Here is a 22547-nt window from a genome sequence, read left to right as displayed (position 1 = left end):
CGAAAGCGTGCAGAACGCCCACTGAGGACGGGTCACTGCCCGGTCGTGACGGCACCGAGGCCGGCACGGTCGAAACGGGCGATCAGACTGGGCTTCCGGAGATGTACTTGGCGCAGGAGCGTGAACCGTCGGGCAAACTCCACGGTGGTGCCGGAACGTGAGGCCARCGCCTGCAGATCCCCAAGAAGGTCGACGGCCGCGTCGTAGTCGCTCTGCCTGCGGGTGTCGATCAGCGCGTCAACGCGCCCCCAGGCCGTGTCACCATCACGGGCCAGAGTGTCCAGCCGTTTCTCCCGAGCCAGCGCCCGCGCCTGGGCATCGCGGGCGTCCTGCTCGGCACGAGCAGCCTCGGCGTGCCGCCGGCGTTCCTGGCGGATGTCCGCGGCGGCGTCCAGCAGTTGGGCGACCGTGCGGCGGGGACGGCCATCCCGGAGGGGATCAGGCTCGCCACGAAAGCGCCGTAGCACTTCCATCTGGACCCGGGCCCCATGGCCCTGTGTGACCTGGAGCAGGAGTTTCTCCTTGTCACCGGAGGGAAGATCCTTGATCCACCCGGCCAGGGCGTGGGGATCTTCCCTGGCCTGGGCCGCAGGCGGACTCGCCTGGGCCGCGGCGGCAAGCAGATCGGCGTCGAGACGGAGGAAATCCACCAGGGYCCGCTGCGGTGCGGTCAGGGAACCCAGCCCGGCGGGCACCGGCGGCTCGAGATCGTCCTCCTCGTCGTCGAAGGCCTCCTCGTCGCGTTCCCACACCCMGTAGGCCGCCAGCCAGGCCAGATAAAGCGGCCGCAGATCACCGGCGGCGAGTTCGGCACGGACACCGACGATCGCCGACAACGAGTCCTCGGCGCCCTCCACCCAGTCCCCGCCCTCGTCCTCACTACTCAGATCGAGGACGAGATGCTCTCCGGTGGTCCAGGCGGTCACCTGCGGATCGACGCAGTACTGCTCGGCGACCTTGAGAGCGAGCAGGGCGCGGGGCAGGCGGAGCATCACCCGGCGGGTGCCCCAGTTCGCGAGATAGAGATGGGCGTCGTAGAGGCGCTCCACCATCTTCCGGGGATCACCGCGGAAGTCACCCCAGTGGTATTCGTTGGTGAAACTGGTGGCGGTGATCCTGGCCCGGGTGGACAGCGCGCGGACCTCGTCCTGCTGCCGCGCGTCCAGAGGCCGGTCGACGRCCAGGAACTCGTAGTACTGGTACGTGGACATCTTCTACCTTATTTTGCCGCTTCGCCCCGTCAGGCTGCCCAGCGCCGGTAGGCCTCGATCCATTCCGCCCCACCCGGAGGAGGGTCGGGCAGCCGCAGGTCCAGAATCCCGATCGCCTGGCGATACCTCCCCCGAGCGCAGACCGCGACGATACCGCTTCCAGGCAGCAGATCGATCCCCATCACTGTCACTTCCACGCCCAGTACGGTGGCCCGGAAGGGAACGGTGAGGCTGTCCTCCATCACTGCGTGAAACGCCGCGAGCTGTTCGTCCTCACCACAGGCGTCGACGACGGCACTCTCGACCAGCGCGTCCAGCTCGACGTCACTCAGCTCCGCCATGGTCGGCAGCCTACCGACGCGATGGGCGGACAATCCTCACCGGCCCTCGTCCTACCTGCACTAGGGTATGACCGGGTCCGTGGTCCGCCCGCACCACGACAGCCTGCTCGCGGCCGCCCGCGCTCGTCGACGGCGCAGGGTGCTGCCCACCGCGATGGCCAGCGAGAACAACAACGCGTCTATCAGCGGCCGGGCCAGCACCAGGTTGATGACGAAGATCGAGCCGGTGAGCACGCCGGCGACCCGGGCCAGTAGCCCGGAGAACCGGCGCAGCCCCATCTGGAACTGGGTCTCCTCGTGCCGTTCGCCCAGCCCGAGCGCAATCCGGCCGAACTGGGTACGCGCGCCGGTGGCGACCACCACGGCCGCCGCCGAGCCGGTCCGCACGAGTGTGCCCAGACGCATCCACGATCCCGGTCCCCATACTCCAACCGTTACGCTGCCAGCAGAGCAGACTTACGCTGAGCCGCGCCAGCTATCGCTAGCTATGACGTGGCATCAGCTATGACGTGGCATCAGAGCAGCCTAGCCGCGGCGCCRTCCGGGGCCCGGACCGCCGCCGGCCGCGGGCTTGTCGACCTCCTGGATTCCCACCACCTCCGGTGGGCCGTACCTGGCGCGCACCGCCGCCCTCATCCGCCGCCGATCTCTCGCGTGCGCTCACCGTGACCTCTGGACGCCAGATGGGTGATGCTCGTGAGGTCGATGGTGACGATCTTCGATTGGCCGGCCGGGCGCCTCAGCGGGGGCGAACGTGCCGGTCGAGGAAGGCGAGTGCCCGTGACCAGCCGTCGGCCGCAGCGACCGGGCGGTAGAGCGCCTCCCGGTCGTCGCTGTGGAAGGCGTGGCCGGCCCCGGCGTAGCTGACCAGCTCCGTCGGGGCGCCCGAGCGGGCGGCCGCGGCTCGTAGGGCGGCGATCTCGTCGGTGGAGATCAGGGCGTCTTCCTCGCCGTAGAGGCCGAGCCACGGCCCGCGCAACGACGGTGCCGCCTCCACCAGGGCGGGGATGCCGGGCCAGTACGGTGTGCTGATCCCGCCGCCGTAGAACGACACCGCCGCGGCGAGGGTGTGCCGGGTGGCGGTGTGCAGCGCGACCGTGCCACCCATGCAGAAGCCGATGATCGCGCTCCGCTCGGCGGGGAAGCCCGCGGCGAGGAGGTGCCCGAGCGCCGCGTCGATGTCGGCGTCGATGCCCGCGCCGGACAGGGTGCCCATCGTCGACGTGGCCGCGGCCCAGCCGTCGGCCGGGTCCACCTCGTCCAGCCCGTCGCGGTGATACAGGTGCGGGGCCACGGTGAGCCAGCCGGCGGCGGCGAGCCGGTCGCAGACGGAGACCAGGTACGGCGTGATGCCTCGGGCGTCCTGGACGACGACCAAGCCGCCGCGCGGCGGGTCCTTCGCGGCCGGGGCGAGGACCGTGAGCGGCAGCCCGCCGCGGCCGCGGACGGCCTGCGCCCGCAGCCGGGCCCTGCCTTCGCCGTCATGTCGTGTTCGATGGGACGCCGCGTCGTTCGTTCCGGTTGCCATGGCGCCATCCTTCCCGCCGGGGAGCCTTCCCGCCCGATCCGCCTGTCCCGCCCATGGTCCGTCGACCACCTGGTGTCCGGAACCGCCGCGGACCGGCGGATTCACCCGGACATGCCGGCCGCGACACGCCGCCGGCCAAGCCCCGACAGCATGAAGGCGTCACGCTACTCCCTGTAGCAGCCTGGCGGGTGTCGCCGGACGGAGGGAGGACGCGGTGAGGCAACCACTGCCGAGGGTGGCGGCGGCCTGGGAGGGCGCGGTGGACCCGGCGCACGTCGACCGGACCGTCGGAGTCCTCCTGTGGTGACCGGGGAACGGCATCGTGGCGGCGGCGAACATGATCCTCTTCCGGGACAGCGCCCCGAGCCGGGACACTCGGCGCCGTCGCCCCCGCCGGCCTCGGGCGAGACCGGCCTGCCCGGCCTGCCCGGCCTGCCCGGCCCGGCCGATCCGGCCGGACGGGCGTGGGCCCGGTTCGGCGGCGTTGACGGGCTCGGCACGCACGGTGTCCGGCGGATCGCCGTCATCACCGTCGGCATGGCCCTGCTGATGGGCGTCCTGGTCTGGCTGTACGGAACGTCCGTCACCAGCCTGCGTCCCCGGGACCTGCCGATCCTCACCGTGGGCCCGGCACCCGCGGCGACCGCGCTCGCCGACCAGATCAGCCGGGTGGAGCCGGGCGCCCTCACGGTGCGCACGGTGCCGACGGTGGCCGCCGCCGACCGTGCGCTGCGCGAGCGTGACGCCTACGCCGCGATCGTCATCGGCGGCAACGGCCTGACCCTGCGGGTCGCCTCCGCGGCGAGTCCGGCGGTCACCGAGGCGCTGACCCGGGGCATCCGGGTGTTCATGCCAGGTCTGGAGATCCCGGTGGTCGACGTGGTGGCCAACGCGCCACGGGACCAGGCCGGCGGCGGGCTGGCGGCCGGTTACCTCCCGTTGACGCTGGTGATCACCGCGGCCGGCGTGCTGCTGGCACGGATGGTGGGGTCGCGGGTGATCCGGCTCGCCGGGCTCGCCGCGCTCGCGGTGCTCTCCGGCTTCGCCGGGGCCGTCGCGCTGCAGGGGGCGTTGGACGTCCTGCCCGGGGAGTTCCTGACGACGATGGCGGTCGTGACGTTGCTGGCGCTGGCCGTCGCCGGGCCGGTCCTGGGACTCGGGGCGGTCGCGGGCGTGCCGGGTCTCGTCGCCGCGGTGCTGGTTCTGGTCGCCGGTGCCGCTCTGTCGGCGGCGGCCTCCGCCCCGGAGATGCTGCCACGGCCCTGGGGCGACATCGGCCAGTTTGCGCCGCCGGGGGCGGGTGCCACGCTGCTGCGCTCGACGGCCTACTTCGACGGTGCCGGCGGTGGCCGTCCGGTACTGGTCCTCGCCGGCTGGTTCGTCGTCGGGCTGGGCCTGGCGGTTGTCGGTCGACCCGTCCGTCCGCAGGAGGGGCGAATCCGCATCAGGGTGACATCCGGCCCGAGCGTCCCGGCGCGCCGAGGCGGCATCCGAGCATAGGGTCACAGACGTGGACCGCCGCATCTTCGGACTGGAGAACGAGTACGGCGTCACCTGCGTGTTCCGGGGGCAGCGACGGCTGTCCCCGGACGAGGTGGCACGGTACCTGTTCCGTCGTGTCGTGTCATGGGGACGTAGCAGCAACGTGTTCCTCAAGAACGGCGCCCGTCTCTACCTGGATGTCGGTAGCCATCCGGAGTACGCCACCCCGGAATGCGACTCCGTGCCCGACCTGGTCACCCACGACAAGGCCGGGGAACGCATCCTCGAGGGCCTGCTCGTCGAGGCCGAACGACGGCTGCGCGAGGAGGGCATCGCCGGCGACATCCATCTGTTCAAGAACAACACCGACTCCGCCGGCAACAGCTACGGCTGTCACGAGAACTACCTCGTCGGTCGGCACGGCGAGTTCTCGAAGCTCGCGGACGTRCTGGTGCCGTTCCTGGTCAGCCGGCAGATCCTGTGCGGCGCGGGCAAGGTGCTGCAGACCCCGCGGGGCGCGGTGTACTGCATCTCCCAGCGCGCCGAGCACATCTGGGAGTCGGTGTCCTCGGCGACCACCCGGTCCCGGCCGATCATCAACACCCGTGACGAGCCGCACGCCGACGCCGAGCGGTTCCGGCGGCTGCACGTGATCGTCGGCGACTCGAACATGAGCGAGACGACCATGCTGCTCAAGCTCGGGGCGACCGACCTGGTGCTGCGCATGATCGAGGCCGGTGTGATGCTGCGGGACATGACCCTGGAGAACCCGATCCGGGCGATTCGCGAGGTCAGCCACGACATGACCTGCCAGCGCAGGATCAAGCTGGCCAACGGACGTGAGGTCAGCGYGCTGGACATCCAGCGGGAGTACCACTCCAAGGCGGTCGAGTTCGTGGAGCGCCGCGGYGGGGACGGGGACGAGGTCGCCAAGCGGGTGCTCGACCTGTGGGGCCGTACCCTGCTCGCGATCGAGACCGACGACCTCGAGCTCGTCGCCCGTGAGATCGACTGGGTGACGAAGTACGTGCTCATCGAGCGTTTCCGGCACAAGCACGGGCTGTCGCTGGCCTCGCCGCGGGTCGCCGAGCTCGACCTGAAATACCACGACATCCACCGCGACCGGGGCCTGTACTACCGGATGGAACGGGCTGGTCTGGTCGAGCGCGTCACCCGTGATCTCGACGTCTTCGAGGCCAAGTCACGCCCCCCGCAGACCACCCGCGCCCGGCTGCGCGGCGAGTTCATCAAGCGTGCCCAGGAGAAACGCCGGGACTTCACAGTCGACTGGGTCCACCTGAAGCTCAATGATCAGGCCCAGCGTACGGTCCTGTGCAAGGACCCGTTCCGTTCCGTTGATGATCGGGTCGACAAGCTCATCGCCAGTATGTGAGGACTCGAGCCCCTGTGATGTTCGTGCCGCGACGCGCCGGCGTCGTCCTGCCCTTCGCGTCAGCCCGTCCCGGCTCGCGTGGCAGCGGCCGTCGGCCGTCCGCCACCCGCCGGCACCCGCTCGCGGGTGCCGTGCTGCCCGCCGTGCTGCTCGCCCCGCTCCTGGTCGGCTGCGGCGCCTCCGACGCCCCCGACGGCACCAGGGCGGCGCCGGTGCCCTCCCGGACGGCCGTCGACGACACCTCCGGGCGGGTCCCCGCGGTCGCGGGTGCCACCGACCTGAGCCGCAAGCCGATCTCCGCGGCGGGCCGGGGGACGGCGCCGGCCACGTTGGTCACCACCGATCTCGTGACCGGTCACGGCGCGCTCGCCTCCGCCACCAGCACCGTCACCGTCCGGTACGTGGGCGTGCTCTGGCGCGACGGCAAGGAGTTCGACAGCAGCTGGGCGGGGGGCCAGCCGGCGACCTTCCCGCTGGACGGCACGATCGCCGGCTTCGGGCAGGGCATCGACGGGATGCGCGTCGGCGGCCGCCGCCAGATCATCATCCCGCCGGACCTCGGATATGGCCCGGTGGGGGGACGTCCGCCGACGATCCTCGCCGACGACACTCTGGTGTTCGTGGTGGACCTGATCGCGGTCGACGGCGCCACCTCGGGTGTTGGGGCCACGCCGGGTGTTGGGGCCACGCCGGGTGTTGGGGCCGGCGCCGGCCAGCCGTAGCCCACGGGCCCTCACCCGGCCCGGCCGCGGGTGGCCCGGTGGGCCCGGTGCGACCGGTGGGCCAGCGGCGGTGATGGGGTGCTGCGTGCCCGGTGAACTCCGGCGGCTACCCTTTACGGGTGTGTCCCGGCGACGGGTGGAGCGGCTCCTCAACCTGACGATGTGCCTGATGGCGACATCGCGTTTCCTCACCGTGTCCCAGATCGGCGAGCTGGTGGAGGGCTACGAGCCCGGGCGCACCGAGGAGGAGCAGGACGCCTTCCGGCGGATGTTCGAGCGGGACAAGGCGTATCTGCGGGAGATCGGCATCCCCTTGGAGACCGGCGCGGACTCGGCGTTCAGCAACGAGACCGGCTACCGCATCCGCCGCGGCGACTACGCGCTGCCCGACATCGCCCTGGAACCGGACGAGGCCGCGGCCCTGGCCGTCGCCGGCTCGCTGTGGTCGAGCACGGCGCTCGCCGGGCCGGCCGCCAGCGCCCTGCGCAAGCTCGCCGCGGGCGGGGCCGCGGTGAGCGGTGGCGGGCTCGGCGTGCTCGACGGCTTCGAACCGCGGGTCGATGCGACCGAGCCGGCCTTCGAGCAGTGCCTCGCGGCGGTCCAGGCCGGTCGGACCATCCGCTTCCCGTACCGGAAGGTCGGTGAGACGGACTCCGCCGACCGGCACGTCGAGCCCTGGGGGGTGCTGTCGTGGCGGGGGCGGTGGTACCTTGCCGGGCACGATCTGCACCGTGGCGCGGCCCGGGTGTTCCGGCTGTCCCGGTTCACCGGCCCGGTGCGCATGGTCGGACCGGCCGGCGCGGTCCAGGTCCCGCCAGGGGTCGATCTGCGGGCGATGGTCTCGGCGCAGGCCCCCCCGGACCGCTTCCGGACCGCCACGCTGGCGGTCCGCCGGGGCAGCGCGCACGCGCTGCGGCGGTACGCCCGCCCGTCGCCGGATACGAATCCACCGCCGGGCATGGATCTGCTGGAGATGGACTTCGCCGACACCGAACAGCTCGCCCGGTGGATCGTCGGATCGGGTCCGGACGTCGTCGTCGTCGACCCACCCGAGCTGCGCGCGGCTGTGGTCGGTCGGCTCCGGGCGGCCCTCGCGGGCACCGCCGCCCGCGACGTGGCGTCCCCACCTGCGGGGGTGCGCCGCGACGAACGTCCGGTGAGCGCCCGATGATCCGTCGGGCGGCGCCCGCCCCGGCTCATCGTCCACCGCCCGCCCCGGGCACGCGGTGAGCGCCGCCACCGACCGGCTGAGCCGGCTGCTCGCGCTCGTCCCCTGGTTGCGGGCGCATCCCGGGATCTCCCTGACCGAGGCGGCCGCGGCCTTCGGGGTCACCCCCCGCCAGCTGCGCGACGACCTCGACCTGCTGTTCGTCTGCGGCCTGCCCGGCGGCGCGCCCGGGGACCTCATCGACCTGAGCTACTCCGGCGATCAGATCACCATCGTCGATCCGCAGACCCTCGACCGGCCGCTGCGGCTGTCGGTCGACGAGGCGACCGCCCTGATCGTCGCCGCCCGCGCGCTCGCCGACGTGCCCGGCCTCGCCGGCCGCGAGGCCCTGGATCGGGCGCTGGAGAAGCTGGAGGAGGCGGTCGGCACCGCCGGCACCGCCGCCGTCGGCCAGGTACGCGTCACCCTCGACGTCCACGACGAGGTCCTCGCGGTGGTGCAGCGGGCGCTGCGGGACCGCCGGCGGGTGCATCTGCGCTACCTGGTGTGGTCCCGCGACGAGCTGACCGAGCGCGAGGTCGACCCGATGCGGGTGYTGGTCCAGGACGGCCGCTGGTACCTGGAGGGATGGTGCCACCGGGCGGAGGCGGTGCGGCTGTTCCGGCTGGACCGCATCGACGGGCCGGGCGGGGTGACGATCCTCGACGCCCCGGCGGTTCCGCCGCCGGGCACGGTGTCCCGCGACACCAGGGAGGGGATCTACCGGCCCGGCCCGGCGGACGTGCGGGTCGTGCTGGAGCTGGCGTCCCCGGCCCGGTGGGTGGCCGACTACTACCCGGTCACCGGGATGCGCGAGCTGCCCGGTGGACGGCTCGAGGTCACGCTGTACGCCGGGGAGACCTTCTGGCTGCACCGGCTGGTCCTCGGCCTCGGGGCCGACGTGCGGGTGGTCGAGCCGCCGGCGCTCGCCGAGGAGGTGCACGCCTTGGCCCGCCGGGCCCTGCTCGCCTACGGGCTCACGCCGACCGCCGAGTAGGGTGATCGGTATGCTCTGGGCGCTCCTCTACCTCGTCCTCATCGTCGGCGCGCTTGCCCTGCTGGCGCTCAGTGCGTGGCGAGTGTGGCAGAAGATGCGCGCGGTGCGGGCCGTCACGACGGAGCTGTCCGCGCGGGTCTCGGTCCTGGCCTCGGACACCGCGGCGCTCGCGGCGCGGCTCGACCACGCCGAGGTCAGTGCGCGGCTCGCCGAACGCACGTCCTGACCGGATCCTCGCCCGACCGGATCCGTGGTCCCCGTGTGGTCTGCCGGGAGCGACCGTCGCGTGACGTCGATCGTGCCATATGGCGTTGTGTCGCCACAATTTGGGACTTCCGGCTTGACGAGGTAGCGGTCGGTGATGATTTGGGTTTCCGGTGTCGTTGTGGACACGCTTTGCCCGCCGAGTGCTACGAGCTATCGTGCAGGCTGACTTCGTTGCGCATCCGTCATCTCCGGGATACCCGCACGCCGTCTATCCTCTCCTAGGCTGGCGGACGTAGCATCGATCGCACCGGTCGTCGGACCGGGCCCGGTACCGCGCTCATCGGAGGACGCCGACCATGCCAAACCTGGGCACCACCGAAATCATCATCATCGCCCTCGTCGTTCTGGTGCTATTCGGGTCGAAGAAGCTTCCCGACGCCGCGCGTTCCTTCGGTCGTTCGCTGCGCATCTTCAAGGCCGAGACGAAGGGCCTGCGCGAGGATGACCAGCCCGCGCCCGCGGCGCAGCCGGCCCCGTTGCCGATCGAGGCCCAGCCGCCGGTGGCCCAGCCGCAGGCCGTCGCGCCCGGTCAGGCCGTCGCGCCCGGTCAGGTCTCCGCCTCGTCCGTGAACGCCACCGCGTCCGTGAACGGCACCGCGTCGGCCGCCGACCGGGGCTGACCTCACGGCGGTCCCACGGCCTGTCGGGCGTCCGCCGGCGCCCCTTCCTCCTTCCTCTCGACCAGGAGCCGCCGACGTGCCAGGGTTGCCCACGCCGCGAAGGCTCGTCGCCTCGGTGAACTACCGCCGCACGCGCACTGTCGAGGACAGTCGCATGCCGCTCACCGAGCATCTGCGTGAGCTGCGCAACCGCGTCGCCATCGCGCTCCTCGCGTTCGCGATCGCCGGTGTCGTCTGTTTCATCTTCGAGCCGCGCATCTTCGACTGGCTCAAGGCGCCGTACTGCGACCTGCCGGCGAGCAAGCGGTTCAGCCCGGACGGCCTGGCGGCGAACGACTGCACCCTGTACTTCTTCGGCATCCTCGACGCGTTCACTATCCGCCTGAAGATCTCCATGATCGCCGCGGTGGTGGTCTCCTCGCCGGTGTGGCTGTACCAACTCTGGTCCTTCATCACCCCTGGTCTGCACCGTCATGAGCGGCGCTGGTCGTTGACCTTCGTCGGTGTCTCCCTCGTCCTGTTCGYCACCGGTGCGGTCTTCGCCTACCTGACGTTGTCGACCGGGCTGGGCCTGCTGCTCGGCTTCGGCGGCAACGGGCTGGTCAGCGTCCTGGACGGCAACCGGTACCTCAGCTACGTCCAGGCGATGCTGCTGATCTTCGGACTGTCGTTCGAGGTTCCGCTGCTCGTCATGATGCTGAATCTGGCCGGGATCGTCAGCACCGCCAAGCTGCGCTCCTGGCGGCGGCCCGAGATCTTCCTGGTGTTCGTGTTCGCCGCGGTCGTCACCCCCAGCCAGGACCCGTTCACCATGCTCGCGCTGGGCCTGCCCATGGTGCTCCTCTACGAGGTCGCGCTGATCATCGGCTGGCTGAACGACCGGCGGGTGGCCCGCCGCGGGGACACCTCCCCGTATGCCGACCTGGACGACGACGAGACCTCCCCGCTGGACTTCGACGACGCCCCGCCCCGCCCGGCGGCCTCCGCGGGCCCCGCGGCGACGGCCACGTCGCCCGGCACGGCGAACCCGCCCGGCACGGCGAACCCGGTCGGCACGGCGAACCCGGTCGGCACGGCGAACCCGGTCGGCACGGCGAACCCGGTCGGCACCGGGTCGTCAACACCCGTCGGCGCGGGGACGGCCCCCGTCTCCCCAAGCACCGACGTCACCCACGGCGACATCACCTGACGCTCGTAGGTTCTTCCCCGGCCGGTCGGGACCGGCATAAACCGGTCGGCTGCCGGCCGTCGCGTCCCGTAGGGTGGCTGATGTGTCCTCCACGCCCGAGATTCTTGTGGAGTTCGCCGCTGGCCTCCCCTTCGGACTCGACCCGTTCCAGTTCGAGGCGGTCGCGGCGCTGGCTGCCGGTGAAGGGGTGCTCGTCGCGGCCCCGACGGGAGCGGGTAAGACGGTTGTCGGCGAGTTCGCCGCCCATCTCGCCCTGCGCACCGGGACGCGTTGCTTCTACACGACGCCGATCAAGGCGCTGTCGAACCAGAAGTACGCCGATCTCGTCTCCCGCTACGGCGCCGTCTCGGTCGGCCTGCTGACCGGGGACACCTCCCGCAACGGCGACGCCCCGATCGTGGTGATGACCACCGAGGTCCTGCGCAACATGCTCTACGCCGGCCCGGTCGACAACGGCCGGCTGGACGACCTCGGCTATGTCGTCATGGACGAGGTGCACTACCTCGCCGACCGCCAGCGCGGCGCCGTGTGGGAGGAGGTCATCATCCATCTGCCGGCGCAGGTCCGGCTGGTCTCCCTGTCCGCGACGGTGAGCAACGCCGAGGAGTTCGCCGAGTGGCTGGTCACGGTGCGCGGCCATACCCGGGTCATCGTCAGCGATCACCGTCCCGTTCCGCTGTGGCAGCATGTGCTCGCTGACCGCACCCTGTACGACCTGTTCCTCGAGGACACTGCCGGCACCCCGCCGCCGGGCGGACCCGAGGCACTTCGTGCCACCCTGGACGGTGATCTCGTCCGGTCGAGGTGGAACGTCGGGGTCGAAGCCGGATTCGAGGTAGCCGGCACCCGGCGCGCCACCATCGGCGACCGGGACCGCGGCGGCGACCGGGACCGCGGCGGCGACCGGGACCGCGGCGGCGACCGGGACCGCGGACGGGGGCGGGGCGGCAACCGCAATGGCGAACGGGGCCGGGCCACCCAGGGTGGTCGCGGTGGCGACCGTGGCCGCAATGGGGGTGCCGGCCAGGCGCCCGTGGCAGCCATCCCCGCGGCCCGTGGTGGTCCGACGGCGGTCGGTGGACGAGTGGTGAACCCGGACCTGCTGCGGCTGGCCCGCGAGGAGAGCCGGGCGCTGTCGGGGGGCTCTCCCGCGGTCGGCCGCGGTCGGCCGGCGCCCGGCGCGCGCCGGCGGACGTGGGTGCCGGGCCGGCCGGAGGTCGTCGAACGGCTCGACCGCGACGGCCTGCTCCCGGCGATCGTCTTCGTGTTCAGCCGGGCCGGCTGCGATGCGGCGGTCACCTCCTGCGTGCGTGCGGGTCTGCGGCTCGTCGGCCCCGCGGAGCAGCAGCGGATCCGGACCCTGGTCCGGGAACGCACCGCCGGGATCCCCGAGACCGACCTCGCCGTGCTCGGCTACTGGGCGTGGCTGGAGGGGCTGGAACGCGGCATCGCATCCCACCACGCCGGCATGCTGCCAACCTTCAAGGAGATCGTCGAGGAGCTGTTCGTCCAGGGGCTGGTCCGGGTGGTCTTCGCCACGGAGACCCTGGCGCTCGGCATCAACATGCCCGCCCGTACCGTCGTGCTGGAGCGGCTGACGAAGTTCAACGGCGAGAGCCGCGTGGACATCACCCCGGGGGAGTACACCCAGCTGACGGGCCGCGCCGGGCGGCGCGGCATCGACGTGGAGGGCCACGCGGTCGTCCTGTGGCAGCCGGGGCTGGATCCGCTCGCGCTCGCGGGGCTGGCCTCCACGCGGACCTATCCGCTGCGCTCGTCGTTCCGGCCGTCGTACAACATGGCCGTCAACCTGGTCGGCAGGCTCGGGCGGGAGCGGGCACGCACCGTGCTGGAGTCGTCGTTCGCGCAGTTCCAGGCCGACCGGGCCGTGGTGGGCCTGGCCCGGGCGGTGCAGCGCAACACCGAGGCGATCGACGCGAAGCGTGAGGCGTTGAGCTGCGACAAGGGTGACATCGGCGAGTACGACCGGTTGCGCCGGGAGATCGCTGAGCGGGAGGCCGCGCTGTCGCGGGAGGGTTCGGCGCGCCGGCGGGCCGAATCCGCGGCGGCGCTCGCCCGGCTGCGGACCGGGGACATCGTGCGGGTGCCCGCCGGGCGGCGCAGCGGGCTCGCTGTCGTGCTCGACGCCGACGCCGCCGCGAATGCCGCCGACGGCCCGCGGCCGGTGGTGCTCACCGCGGACAGGCAGGTTCGCAGGCTGTCCCTGACCGACTTCCCGATCGCCGTCGAACCGCTCGGCCGGGTCCGGGTGCCGCGGTCGTTCAACCCGCGCTCGCCGCAGTCACGCCGGGATCTGGCCTCCTCCCTGCGCGCCGCCGACGTCAACCCCGATGCCCCTCCGGGCCGGCGGGCCAGGGTCCGTTCGGCCGCGGCGGACGACGCCGAGCTCGCCCGGCTGCGCCGGGCCCTGCGCGCCCATCCGGTGCACGACTGTCCGCGCCGCGAGGAGCACCTGCGCTCYGCCGAGCAGGTCAACCGGCTGGTCAAGGAGACCGCCGCGATCTCACGGAAGGTGGAGGGCCGGACGAACACGGTCGCGAAGACGTTCGACCGGGTCCGCGCCGCGCTCGAGGACCTCGGCTACCTGGACGGGGACCGCGTCACCGCCGCCGGGCGGGTGCTCGCGCGCATCTACTCGGAGCAGGACCTGCTCGTCGCCGAATGCCTGCGCGCCGGCATCTGGGACGATCTCACCCCGCCGGCGCTGGCCGCCGCCGTGTCCACGCTGGTGTTCGAGCCGCGCGGTGACGACGCCGGCGTCCCGGCGCTGCCGGGCGGCGCGGCGCTACGCGACTGCCTCGCCGAGATGGTCCGGCTGTCGGAGCGGCTCGCCGAGGCCGAGCAGGCCCACCGGCTCGCGTTCCTGCGCCCGCCCGAGCTCGGATTCGTCGCCGTCGCGCACGACTGGGCCGCGGGCCGCACGTTGGAACGGGTGCTGACCGACAGTTCCGTGGAACTGACCGCCGGCGATTTCGTCCGGTGGATGCGCCAGCTCATCGACATCCTTGACCAGATCGCGCAGGTCGCTCCGATGGTGCAGGCGGACCCGGGAACGCCGGACGGCGCGCGGGTGCGCCGGACCGCCCGGGCTGCGATGGACGCCGTCCGTCGCGGGGTCGTCGCGTACGCGATGAGCGTCTGAGCCGTGGTCCCTTCCCGTGCCGTGGTCCCTTCCCGTGCCGTGCGCGCGTTCGGTCTGGTCCTCGGTGCCGTGCTGGACGGGCTGCTCGCCGACCCGGCGCGGCTGCATCCGGTCGCCGGGTTCGGGCGGGCCGCGTCCCGGCTGGAGAACCGGCTCTACCGGGACGGCCGGGCGCCCGGAGCGCTGCACACCGCGGTGCTGCTAGCCGCGGTCGCCGTGCCCGCCGTCGCTGCTGAACGCGCTGCTGAACGCGCTGCTGAACGCGCCGCTGAACGCGCCGTCGCGCTCACGGCGGTGGTCACGTGGACCGTCCTCGGTGGCGCCTCGCTGCGCCGTCAGGGCCGACGCCTCGGCGAGGAGCTGCGCGCCGACGATCTCGCCGCGGCCCGGGAACGGCTCCCGGCGCTGTGCGGACGCGATCCGGCGTCGCTGGACGCCGCCGGGATCGCCCGCGGCGCGATCGAGTCCATCGCCGAGAACACCTCCGACGCGCTGGTCGCCCCGCTGTGGTGGGGGGCGCTCGCCGGCCTGCCCGGCCTGGTCACCTACCGGGCGATCAACACCCTTGACGCGATGATCGGACACCACAGCCCCCGGTACGAACGCTTCGGCTGGGCGGCGGCGCGCCTCGACGATCTGGCGAACCTACTCCCGGCGCGGATGTGCGCGCTGGTGACCTGCGCGTGCGCCCCGGTCGTCGGCGGTTCGGCGGTCGACGCGTACTGGGTCATGCGCCGGGACGGCCGGTCGCATCCCAGCCCCAACGCCGGGATGGTGGAGGCCGCGTTCGCTGGGGCGCTGGGGCTGCGGCTCGGGGGAGAGCTGCGCTACCCCTACCGCGTCGAGCACCGGCCGGAGCTCGGGTTCGGCCGGCGGCCGCAGGGCGCGGACGTCGCAGCCGCGGCCCGGTTGTCCGCGGCGGTGAGCGTGGTCTGTGTCGCGCTGACGGCGGCGGCGGCTCCGGTGGCGCGGCTGGTCACCTCCGCCCTGACCGCGCGCCTCGGCCTCGGTACCGGATCCGGACGCGCTGGCTCCGGGGGCGCTGGCTCCGGGGGCTCTGGTGGGCCCGGGAGAAGAGAGCGCCGCCGGTGAGCGGGGGACTGCTGGTCGCCGGGACCGCGTCGGATGCCGGCAAGAGCGTGCTGACCGCGGGGATCTGCCGGTGGCTGGCGCGGGAGGGGGTGCGGGTCGCCCCGTTCAAGGCGCAGAACATGGCGTTGAACTCGGCGGTCACCGCCGATGGTGCGGAGATCGGCCGGGCCCAGGCGATGCAGGCGGCGGCGGCCGGTGTCGAACCGGAGGCGGCGATGAACCCGGTGCTGCTCAAACCGGGGGGCCAGCGGCACAGCCAGCTCGTTGTGCTGGGCCGCCCGGTCGCCGAGGTCGACGCGCTCGGCTACCGCCCGTACAAGGAACGGCTGGCCGCGATTGTCCTGGAGTGCCTGGACGACCTGCGCGGCCGGTTCGACGCGGTGATCTGCGAGGGGGCCGGTTCTCCGGCGGAGATCAACCTGCGTTCGACCGACATCGCCAACATGGGCCTGGCGCGCGCCGCGAACCTGCCGGTGATCGTGGTCGGCGACATCGACAAGGGCGGGGTCTTCGCCGCCCTGTTCGGCACGCTGGCCCTGCTCGATGCGGCCGACCAGGCGTTGGTTGCCGGCTGGGTGATCAATCGGTTCCGTGGCGACGCCCGACTGCTCGAACCCGGACTGCGCCAGATCGAACGGCTCACCGGCCGGCCGGTGCACGGCGTCGTCCCCTGGAAGGCGGGGTTGTGGCTGGACGTCGAGGACTCCCTCGACCTCGCTGCCTTCCCCGACGCCGAGCCCTTCCCCGACGCCGAGCCCTGTCCCGACGCCGAGCCCTGTCCCGAGGCGCGGCCTGCCTCGCACGGCGGTCGGCGGGAGGTGCTGCGGGTCGCCGTCATCCGGCTGCCCCGGCTGTCGAACGTGACCGACATCGACGCGTTGCGCGTCGAGCCCGGGGTCGCGGTGCGCCTGGCCACCCGACCGGACGAGCTCGCCGACGCCGACCTCGTGATCCTGYCGGGCACCCGTTCCACCGTCGAGGACCTGCGCTGGCTGCGTCGCCGTGGTCTCGCCGCGGCCCTCGCCGAACGCGCCGCCGCGGCCCGTCCGGTGCTGGGTATCTGTGGCGGCTACCAGATCCTCGGCCGTCGCATCCGTGACGACGTCGAATCGGGTGCGGGCGAGGTCGATGGTCTCGGCCTGCTCCCGGTCATCACCACGTTCGACCCGGTGAAGCTGCTCGGTCGGCGCGCGGCCACCGATGCCGCCGGCCGACCGCTGACCGGCTACGAGATCCGGCACGGGCGGCTGACCGTCGAGGAGCATCCGGACAGCGCGCCGTTCGCCGCGGACGGGGTGCGCGTCGGCGCGGTCGCCGGCACGAGCTGGCACGGGGTGCTGGAGAACGACGCGTTCCGCCGCGCCTATCTCGCCGACGTGGCCACGGCCGCGGGGCGTTCGTTCGTCCCGGCGTTCACGTGCTTCGCCGATGCTCGGCAGCGCCGCCTCGACGCCCTCGGTGACCTCGTCGCCGACCATCTCGACACAGGCGCCCTGCGCCGCCTGCTCGCCGAGGGCACACCCGCCGGCCTGCCGTTCGTCCCCCCCGGCGCATCCTGATAATCAACGGTGTTGACATCGTCGCACCACGCAAAACTGATCATGAAAACCACCGCGAATAGCATCTGGGTGGCAGAGGCAGGGGTTGACCGTTACCTGGAACGCCGTGGAAAGCTGGTGCAGGTGGGCGATGGACGGCTCGAAATCGACGGGGTGTCGAAACGGTACGGCGACGTCGTCGCGTTGGAGTCGATGACGTTCGAGGTGCGGGCCGGCGAGCTGTTCGGGTTCGTCGGCAGCAACGGTGCCGGGAAGACGACGACGATGCGTATCGCCCTCGGGGTGCTCGCGGCGGATTCCGGGGTCGTGCGTTATGACGGCGTTCCGCTGACGTTACGCACCCGCCGCCGGATCGGCTACATGCCGGAGGAACGCGGTCTRTATCCGCGGATGCGGGTGGGTGAGCAGCTCGTCTACCTCGCGCAACTGCACGGAATGGGGCTGCCGGCAGCCCGTCGGGYAGTGGCGCGGTGGACCGAGCGGCTGGGGGTGTCCAGCCGCTTGGACGACGAGGTGCAGAAGCTCAGCCTCGGGAACCAGCAGCGGGTGCAGCTGGCCGCCGCGCTCGTGCACGATCCGGTCGTCCTGATACTCGACGAGTCGTTCTCCGGATTGGACCCGGTGGCCGTCGACGTGATGAGCGAGGTGCTGCGGGAGCGTCGCGCCGCCGGGGTTCCGGTGATGTTCTCCAGCCATCAGCTCGATCTCGTCGAGCGGTTGTGCGACCGGGTCGGGATCGTGCGGGCGGGCCGGATGGTCGCCTGCGGTTCGGTTGACGAGTTGCGCGCGGGTGGTGATCTGCAGGTGGTGGTGGACGCGCCGGCGGCGCCGCCGGGCTGGGCCGACGGGATACCGGGGGTCGTCGTGCGTCACCGGGACGGGCCGCGGACGGTGCTGGGCCTCACCGCGGGCGCCGACGACCAGGCGGTACTGCGCGCGGCGCTGGCCACGGGCCCGGTGCGGGAGTTCCGTCGTCGCCGGCCGTCGTTGACCGAGCTGTTCCGTAACGTCGTCGTGCAGGCCGGGCAGCAGCCGGGGAGTGGGGCGTTCCCGGAGAACGCGGCGTGAGCGTGCGGGGGCTGGATGGCGCGGCGCAGGTGTCGGGCCGGGTGATCCGGCTGATCGCCCGGCGGGAGATCGTGACCAGGACCAGGTCGCGGGCCTTCCGGATCACCACGGGGCTGTTCGTCCTCGGGATCGGCGCCATGGTGCTGCTGACGTCCCTGACCGGCGGCTCGTCRGCGAGCCGGATCGCGTTTACCGCGGTCGACTTCCGGCAGGCGGCGACGGTMGAGGCTGCGGCCCGGTCGCTGGGCGAGAACGTCGAGGTCCGTGCGGTGGCGGATCGGGCGGTCGGCGAGCGGGCCGTGCTCGACGGTGACGTCGACGCGTTCGTCCGCGTGGTTGCGACCCCTGGCGCGGCGGGGAACGCCGTCTACCGGGTGGTCGTCAAGAAGGAGCTCGGCGACCGGCTGACGTCGGTGTTGAGCCTCGCCGCCCGGCAGGTCGCGCTCGAGCGCCAGGTCGTGGGGCTCGGTGGTGATCCGGCCGTCGTGGGGCGAGCCGTGTCCGCGGCCACGGTCCAGGTCAGCGCCCTGCGGCCGGCCTCGGAACAGGACGGGGCCCGGTTGCTGCTCGGCCTGCTCTCCGGCGGGCTGATCTACCTGTCTCTGCTGATCTTCGGCCCGGCCGTGGCGCAGGGGGTGATCGAGGAGAAGAGCAGCCGGGTGGTGGAGCTGCTGCTGGCGACCGTGCGTCCGTGGCAGCTGATGGCCGGCAAGGTCATCGGGATCGGCGCCGTGGCTCTCGGTCAGTTGACGCTGATCGGGGTGGTCGGCGTGTCGTTGGGCCTGACCACCGGGCAGCTCGACATTCCGGCCGGGATCGCGATCGGGTCGGTCGCRCTGGCGCTGCTGTGGTATCTGCTCGGGTTTGCCGTGTACGCGCTGCTGTTCGCGGCCGCCGGGGCACTGGTGTCTCGGCAGGAGGACGCCGGCGGGGTCACGGCACCGATGATCTTGCTGATCGTTGTCCCGTACGTGCTGGGCATCTCGGTGCTGCCGGGATCGCCGGACAGCGGCCTCATCCTGGCGCTGGCGATGATTCCGCTGTTCGCGCCGGTCCTGATGCCGATGGTGATCGGGATCGGCAGCGTGGCGGGGTGGCAGGTGGTGGTCGCGATGGCGCTGACGCTCGCGCTGATCGGGGCACTGGTCTGGCTGGCCGGGAGGGTGTACGGCAATGCGGTGAAGCGTGGCGGGACTCGGGTGTCGATCCGGGAGGCGCTAGGGACCTCGGCATGACTCGGCCTCTGGTCGATACCATCCGGGACGGGCGGGTCCATCGGACGTCGACCGGGGACACCGAGACCGGGGACACCGAGACCGGGGACACCGAGAACAGGGAACGAGGAGCGGTTCGTGCGAGACATCGCCGTCTTCAGCGGCAGTGCCCATCCGAGTCTCGCCGAGGAGATCTGCACACACCTTGACGTGCCGCTGCATCGGGTGCGGGTGCAGCGTTTTGCCAACGACTGCCTGGAGGTCCAGCTTCCCGCGAACTGCCGGGAACGCGACGTGTTCCTCATCCAGCCGCTGGTCGCACCRGTGCAGGAGAACCTCGTCGAGCTGCTGCTGATGCTGGACGCGGCGCGCGGGGCGTCGGCGRCGCGCACGACGGTCGTGCTGCCGCACTATGCCTATGCCCGCTCGGACAAGAAGGACGCGCCGCGGATCTCGATCGGCGGGCGGCTGGTCGCGGACCTGCTCGTCAYCGCGGGTGCGAACCGCGTCCTCGCCATGACCCTGCACTCGCCGCAGGTCCATGGTTTCTTCAGCGTGCCGGTGGATCATCTGCATGCGTTGCGGGAACTTGCCGCGCACTTCCGTCACTACGAGCTGTCGAACACGACGGTGGTCTCCCCGGACCTCGGCAACGCCAAGGAGGCGGCGGCGTTCGCCCGGATGCTCGGGGTGCGGGTGGCGGCGGGGGCCAAGCAGCGTTTCGCCGACGACCGGGTCAGCATCAGCACGGTCATCGGTGACGTGGCTGGCCGGGACGTCATCGTGCTCGACGACGAGATCGCCAAGGGTAGCACCGTGCTCGAGCTGCTTGAGCGGCTGCGTGAGCTGAACGTGCGGTCGGTGCGGGTGGCGTGTACGCACGGGCTGTTTGCGGCGGGTGCGCTTAAGCGCATCGGCGACCAGCCCGAGGTCGCCGAGATCGTGTGCACGAACACGGTGCCAATTCCGGCGGGGGACCGAGTGCCGAAGCTGAAGATTCTCACGGTCGCCCCGGCGCTCGCCGAGGCCATCCGCCGCATCCACAACGGCGAGTCCGTCAGCGCTCTCTTCGACGCCTGACCGTCGCGCCGACTTGGCCCGGGTCTCGGACACAGGGGTCCGCCTGATCGCGCGGCGGCCACGTTATGGGGAGCAGGGCACGGTCCAGGGCCCGCAGACCATCCTCAGGTCCCCCAAATTCGCCGGCCGAAGCACACGTACCCGGAGAAGTTCGCGCACTCGGCCCGGGAGGTCGGTGGCGCGACGGATTCCTGTCGCCGTCCGACGGGGCGGTAGCCGGTTCCGTTCAGCGTTGGCTGACGTCAGGACCGGCTGTACCGTTGAAGCATGGTGAAGGTTGCCTCGCATGCCGAGGTGCTCGCCCGATTCGGGCACGCGCTGTCCGACCCGACGCGGGCCAGATTGCTGCTGGTACTGCGGGAGGGCGCGGCCTACCCCTCGGATCTTGCGGAGATCCTCGGGGTGGGGCGCACGAATCTGTCCAATCATCTGGCCTGTCTGCGTGGCTGCGGATTGGTCGTCGCCACGCCGGAGGGTCGCCGGCAGCGCTACGAGCTCGCCGATGACAAGCTCCGCCATGCCCTGGACGATCTTCTCGGCGTCGTCCTGGCCGTCGACACCGACCACATCCACCCGAACGTCACCGCCCCCGTCGCGGCTGCCGCGCCGGGGAGYCTCGGCGGGGCCCGCGGTGGGGTCTTTGGCGAGGCCGGTGGTGCTGATGACGTCGGCTCCGGGGGCGCCGCCGACCGTGCCGCCCTGGCCGGTGCGTGCGACGCATGACCAGCACCGGCACCTTCGGTGACCAGGGCGCCGGCCACGATGATCGTCGTGGCCGGGATCACGGCCACGGTCACGGTCACGGCCACAGCCATGGTCATGGTCATGGTCATGGTGTTTCCGAGACGCCCGGGAGTGCCGGCCAACGGCGCCGGCTGCTGCTGGCGACCGCATTGAACATCGCCATCGTGATCGGGCAGGCGGCGGCGGGGCTCGCGGTCGGTTCGGTCGGTCTGCTCGCCGACGCCGGGCACAACCTGACCGACACTGCCGGCGTGGTGCTCGCGCTCGTCGCGGTGGCACTGTCCCGGCGGCCGCCGTCGGCGAGCCGCACCTTCGGCGGGGTGCGTTGGCCGGTGCTTGCCGCGCAGGCCAACGCCGCCGCCGTGCTGGTCGTGACGGCGCTGCTGGCGGTGGAGTCCCTGCGGCGCCTCGGTTCGACCGGTTTCGTGGATGGGGGAGTGGTGGTCGCCGTCGCGTTGGCCGCCGCCGTTGTCAACGGGGTCAGCGCGTGGGTGGTCCACGGCGGCGATGGTGATCTCAACACCCGGGCCGCGGTGCTGCACCTCGCCGGGGACGCCGCGGTATCGTTGGCGGTCGCCGCCGCCGGCGGGGCCATCTGGCTGGTCGGTGGCTGGTACTGGCTGGATCCGCTGGTCTCGCTGGTGATCGCGCTGCTCATCGCCGTCCAGGGGGCGCGGCTGCTGGCGAGTGCCTCACGGGTGCTGCTGGAGGCAACCCCGGCGAGCCTGGACGTCGCGGCGGTGCGTGCCGACATCCTGCGCGACCCTCATGTCCTCGACGTGCATGACCTGCACGTCTGGAGCCTGTCCGACCGACTCCTCGCCGCGTCGGTGCATCTGGAGCTCGGCCATCTCGACAGTGCCCACGGCGACGGGGGCCATCCCAGCCTGGCGCAGGCCCGATCGGTGTCCGATGCGATCAAGGCGATGCTCGCCGCGCGGCACGGCATCACTCACGCGACCATCGAGGCCGAGTGCGAGCCGTGTACCCCGCCGCATGACGACCCGTGCGGTGTCACCCGTGGGCTGGTCCGCCGCGACGGGGACCGGCAGACCGGGCGGCGGCGGCACCCTCGGGAACAGCGGCACCCTCGGGAACAGCGGCACCCTCGGGAACAGCGGCACCCTCGGGAACAGCGGCACCCTCGGGAACAGCGGGGCCGGTCTTCCCGCGACGTCGTGGTCTAGAGCAGAGCCATCCCCTCGTCGCCGTGCCCGGTCCGCACACGTGCGCACCGGGCACGGCGGGTCCGCTGGCGGCACCCATCCCGACATCCCCTGTTTTCGGGATGCCGCTGTTTTCGGATGCTGCTGCCGCTTCCGTTAGCGCAGGTGGTGGGATTGTCCCACACTTGGATGCGTCTCTACCCGCCCGAGTCTCCGACGGTGACCGGCGGCTCCGGCCCCGGCAGGACTGGTCCCGAGATGAACCCGACGCCGCAGCCCGATGGTCAGGTACGCARCGACAYCYGCGGGCCTCGGCCCGGCCTGCCGGACCCGCCGGCACTCRCCCGGTGGGAAGAGGCGCTGCTGTGTCTGCGGGTGTTCGACACGGCGCCGATCATATTCGCGGTCTTCGACCGCGGCCTGCGCTACCGGGCGGTGAACCAGGCGGCTGCCAGGGCCTCCGGCCTGTCCGCCGAGGAGATGATCGGTGGGTATGGCCCGGAG

General features: G+C 72.2%; 21 protein-coding genes. 17 read left to right on the top strand and 4 right to left on the bottom strand.

Features of this window, described 5'->3' with window-relative positions; translation table 11 throughout:
• Positions 1–32: 32 nt before the first annotated feature.
• The 4 genes from KBI5_RS18975 to KBI5_RS18960 all read right to left on the bottom strand — a co-directional run bounded on the left by KBI5_RS18975 (position 33) and on the right by KBI5_RS18960 (position 3080).
• Entirely contained in the window at positions 33–1211 is a 1179-nt protein-coding gene (locus KBI5_RS18975) for a hypothetical protein (RefSeq protein WP_085016000.1), read from the bottom strand.
• A 29-nt stretch (positions 1212–1240) separates the two neighbouring features.
• Positions 1241–1552: a hypothetical protein gene (locus KBI5_RS18970; protein ID WP_035910221.1), complete on the bottom strand. Its 312-nt coding sequence runs from the start codon at positions 1550–1552 to the stop codon at positions 1241–1243.
• A 60-nt stretch (positions 1553–1612) separates the two neighbouring features.
• Positions 1613–1957: a hypothetical protein gene (locus KBI5_RS18965; RefSeq protein ID WP_035910222.1), complete on the bottom strand. Its 345-nt coding sequence runs from the start codon at positions 1955–1957 to the stop codon at positions 1613–1615.
• A 334-nt stretch (positions 1958–2291) separates the two neighbouring features.
• The gene (locus KBI5_RS18960; protein WP_011437011.1) at positions 2292–3080 is read right to left on the bottom strand and encodes a dienelactone hydrolase family protein; all 789 of its coding nucleotides are present in this window, start codon (positions 3078–3080) and stop codon (positions 2292–2294) included.
• 300 nt (positions 3081–3380) lie between these two features.
• Here KBI5_RS18960 and KBI5_RS18955 point away from each other — a divergent pair, with 300 nt between their 5' ends.
• From KBI5_RS18955 to KBI5_RS18875, 17 genes are all read left to right on the top strand, one after another.
• Complete coding sequence (locus tag KBI5_RS18955) at positions 3381–4580, top strand: hypothetical protein (RefSeq protein ID WP_085015999.1); 1200 nt, start codon at positions 3381–3383, stop codon at positions 4578–4580.
• 10 nt (positions 4581–4590) lie between these two features.
• Positions 4591–5955, top strand: a complete 1365-nt coding sequence (pafA, locus tag KBI5_RS18950; protein ID WP_085015998.1) for a Pup--protein ligase — start codon at positions 4591–4593, stop codon at positions 5953–5955.
• Positions 5956–5972: 17 nt separating this feature from the next.
• Entirely contained in the window at positions 5973–6677 is a 705-nt protein-coding gene (locus tag KBI5_RS18945) for an FKBP-type peptidyl-prolyl cis-trans isomerase (RefSeq protein WP_108913725.1), read from the top strand.
• A 121-nt stretch (positions 6678–6798) separates the two neighbouring features.
• Positions 6799–7848, top strand: coding sequence for a WYL domain-containing protein (locus KBI5_RS18940; protein ID WP_082456717.1), 1050 nt, complete (start codon positions 6799–6801; stop codon positions 7846–7848).
• Positions 7849–7903: 55 nt separating this feature from the next.
• Positions 7904–8881, top strand: coding sequence for a YafY family protein (locus KBI5_RS18935; RefSeq protein WP_043590948.1), 978 nt, complete (start codon positions 7904–7906; stop codon positions 8879–8881).
• 10 nt (positions 8882–8891) lie between these two features.
• Complete coding sequence (locus KBI5_RS18930) at positions 8892–9107, top strand: hypothetical protein (RefSeq protein ID WP_011437005.1); 216 nt, start codon at positions 8892–8894, stop codon at positions 9105–9107.
• A 337-nt stretch (positions 9108–9444) separates the two neighbouring features.
• The gene (gene tatA, locus KBI5_RS18925; protein WP_011437004.1) at positions 9445–9768 is read left to right on the top strand and encodes a Sec-independent protein translocase subunit TatA; all 324 of its coding nucleotides are present in this window, start codon (positions 9445–9447) and stop codon (positions 9766–9768) included.
• A gap of 76 nt (positions 9769–9844) precedes the next feature.
• Entirely contained in the window at positions 9845–10957 is a 1113-nt protein-coding gene (gene tatC / locus KBI5_RS18920; protein ID WP_085015997.1) for a twin-arginine translocase subunit TatC, read from the top strand.
• Positions 10958–11039: 82 nt separating this feature from the next.
• Positions 11040–14120 (top strand): DEAD/DEAH box helicase, encoded by a 3081-nt coding sequence (locus tag KBI5_RS18915; RefSeq protein WP_011437002.1) that lies wholly within the window; start codon positions 11040–11042, stop codon positions 14118–14120.
• A 3-nt stretch (positions 14121–14123) separates the two neighbouring features.
• On the top strand, positions 14124–15212 hold the full coding sequence (locus KBI5_RS18910) for a cobalamin biosynthesis protein (protein ID WP_085015996.1): 1089 nt from the start codon (positions 14124–14126) through the stop codon (positions 15210–15212).
• Positions 15209–16771 (top strand): cobyric acid synthase, encoded by a 1563-nt coding sequence (locus KBI5_RS18905; protein WP_085015995.1) that lies wholly within the window; start codon positions 15209–15211, stop codon positions 16769–16771. Before KBI5_RS18910 ends, KBI5_RS18905 begins: the two co-directional genes overlap by 4 nt.
• A gap of 123 nt (positions 16772–16894) precedes the next feature.
• Positions 16895–17839 (top strand): ATP-binding cassette domain-containing protein, encoded by a 945-nt coding sequence (locus tag KBI5_RS18900; protein ID WP_085016001.1) that lies wholly within the window; start codon positions 16895–16897, stop codon positions 17837–17839.
• On the top strand, positions 17836–19074 hold the full coding sequence (locus KBI5_RS18895) for an ABC transporter permease (protein WP_083494786.1): 1239 nt from the start codon (positions 17836–17838) through the stop codon (positions 19072–19074). Before KBI5_RS18900 ends, KBI5_RS18895 begins: the two co-directional genes overlap by 4 nt.
• Before the next feature lie 117 nt (positions 19075–19191).
• Positions 19192–20133 carry a ribose-phosphate pyrophosphokinase gene (locus KBI5_RS18890; protein ID WP_085015994.1) on the top strand — a complete coding sequence of 314 codons (942 nt, stop codon included), beginning with the start codon at positions 19192–19194 and terminating at the stop codon, positions 20131–20133.
• A 267-nt stretch (positions 20134–20400) separates the two neighbouring features.
• On the top strand, positions 20401–20856 hold the full coding sequence (locus KBI5_RS18885; RefSeq protein ID WP_011436996.1) for a metalloregulator ArsR/SmtB family transcription factor: 456 nt from the start codon (positions 20401–20403) through the stop codon (positions 20854–20856).
• Entirely contained in the window at positions 20853–22064 is a 1212-nt protein-coding gene (locus KBI5_RS18880) for a cation diffusion facilitator family transporter (RefSeq protein WP_085015993.1), read from the top strand. The genes KBI5_RS18885 and KBI5_RS18880 overlap by 4 nt, the downstream gene beginning before the upstream one ends.
• Positions 22065–22301: 237 nt before the next feature.
• On the top strand, positions 22302–22547 hold a 246-nt coding region (locus KBI5_RS18875; RefSeq protein ID WP_116289957.1), incomplete at its 3' end, for a PAS domain-containing protein.

Origin of the sequence: Frankia sp. KB5 (assembly GCF_002099325.1) — a bacterium.
GTDB classification, from domain to species: Bacteria; Actinomycetota; Actinomycetes; order Frankiales; family Frankiaceae; genus Frankia; species Frankia casuarinae.
This window is presented reverse-complemented; position numbering and strand designations above follow the sequence as displayed.

What these genes read in the sequence shown, in the direction of transcription:
- KBI5_RS18970 (WP_035910221.1), bottom strand. Translation starts at nt 1,552, where the DNA reads ATGGCGGAGCTGAGTGACGTCGAGCTGGACGCGCTGGTCGAGAGTGCC.
- KBI5_RS18965 (WP_035910222.1), bottom strand. Translation starts at nt 1,957, where the DNA reads ATGCGTCTGGGCACACTCGTGCGGACCGGCTCGGCGGCGGCCGTGGTG.
- KBI5_RS18960 (WP_011437011.1), bottom strand. Translation starts at nt 3,080, where the DNA reads ATGGCAACCGGAACGAACGACGCGGCGTCCCATCGAACACGACATGAC.
- KBI5_RS18945 (WP_108913725.1), top strand. Translation starts at nt 5,973, where the DNA reads ATGTTCGTGCCGCGACGCGCCGGCGTCGTCCTGCCCTTCGCGTCAGCC.
- KBI5_RS18930 (WP_011437005.1), top strand. Translation starts at nt 8,892, where the DNA reads ATGCTCTGGGCGCTCCTCTACCTCGTCCTCATCGTCGGCGCGCTTGCC.
- tatA (WP_011437004.1), top strand. Translation starts at nt 9,445, where the DNA reads ATGCCAAACCTGGGCACCACCGAAATCATCATCATCGCCCTCGTCGTT.
- KBI5_RS18880 (WP_085015993.1), top strand. Translation starts at nt 20,853, where the DNA reads ATGACCAGCACCGGCACCTTCGGTGACCAGGGCGCCGGCCACGATGAT.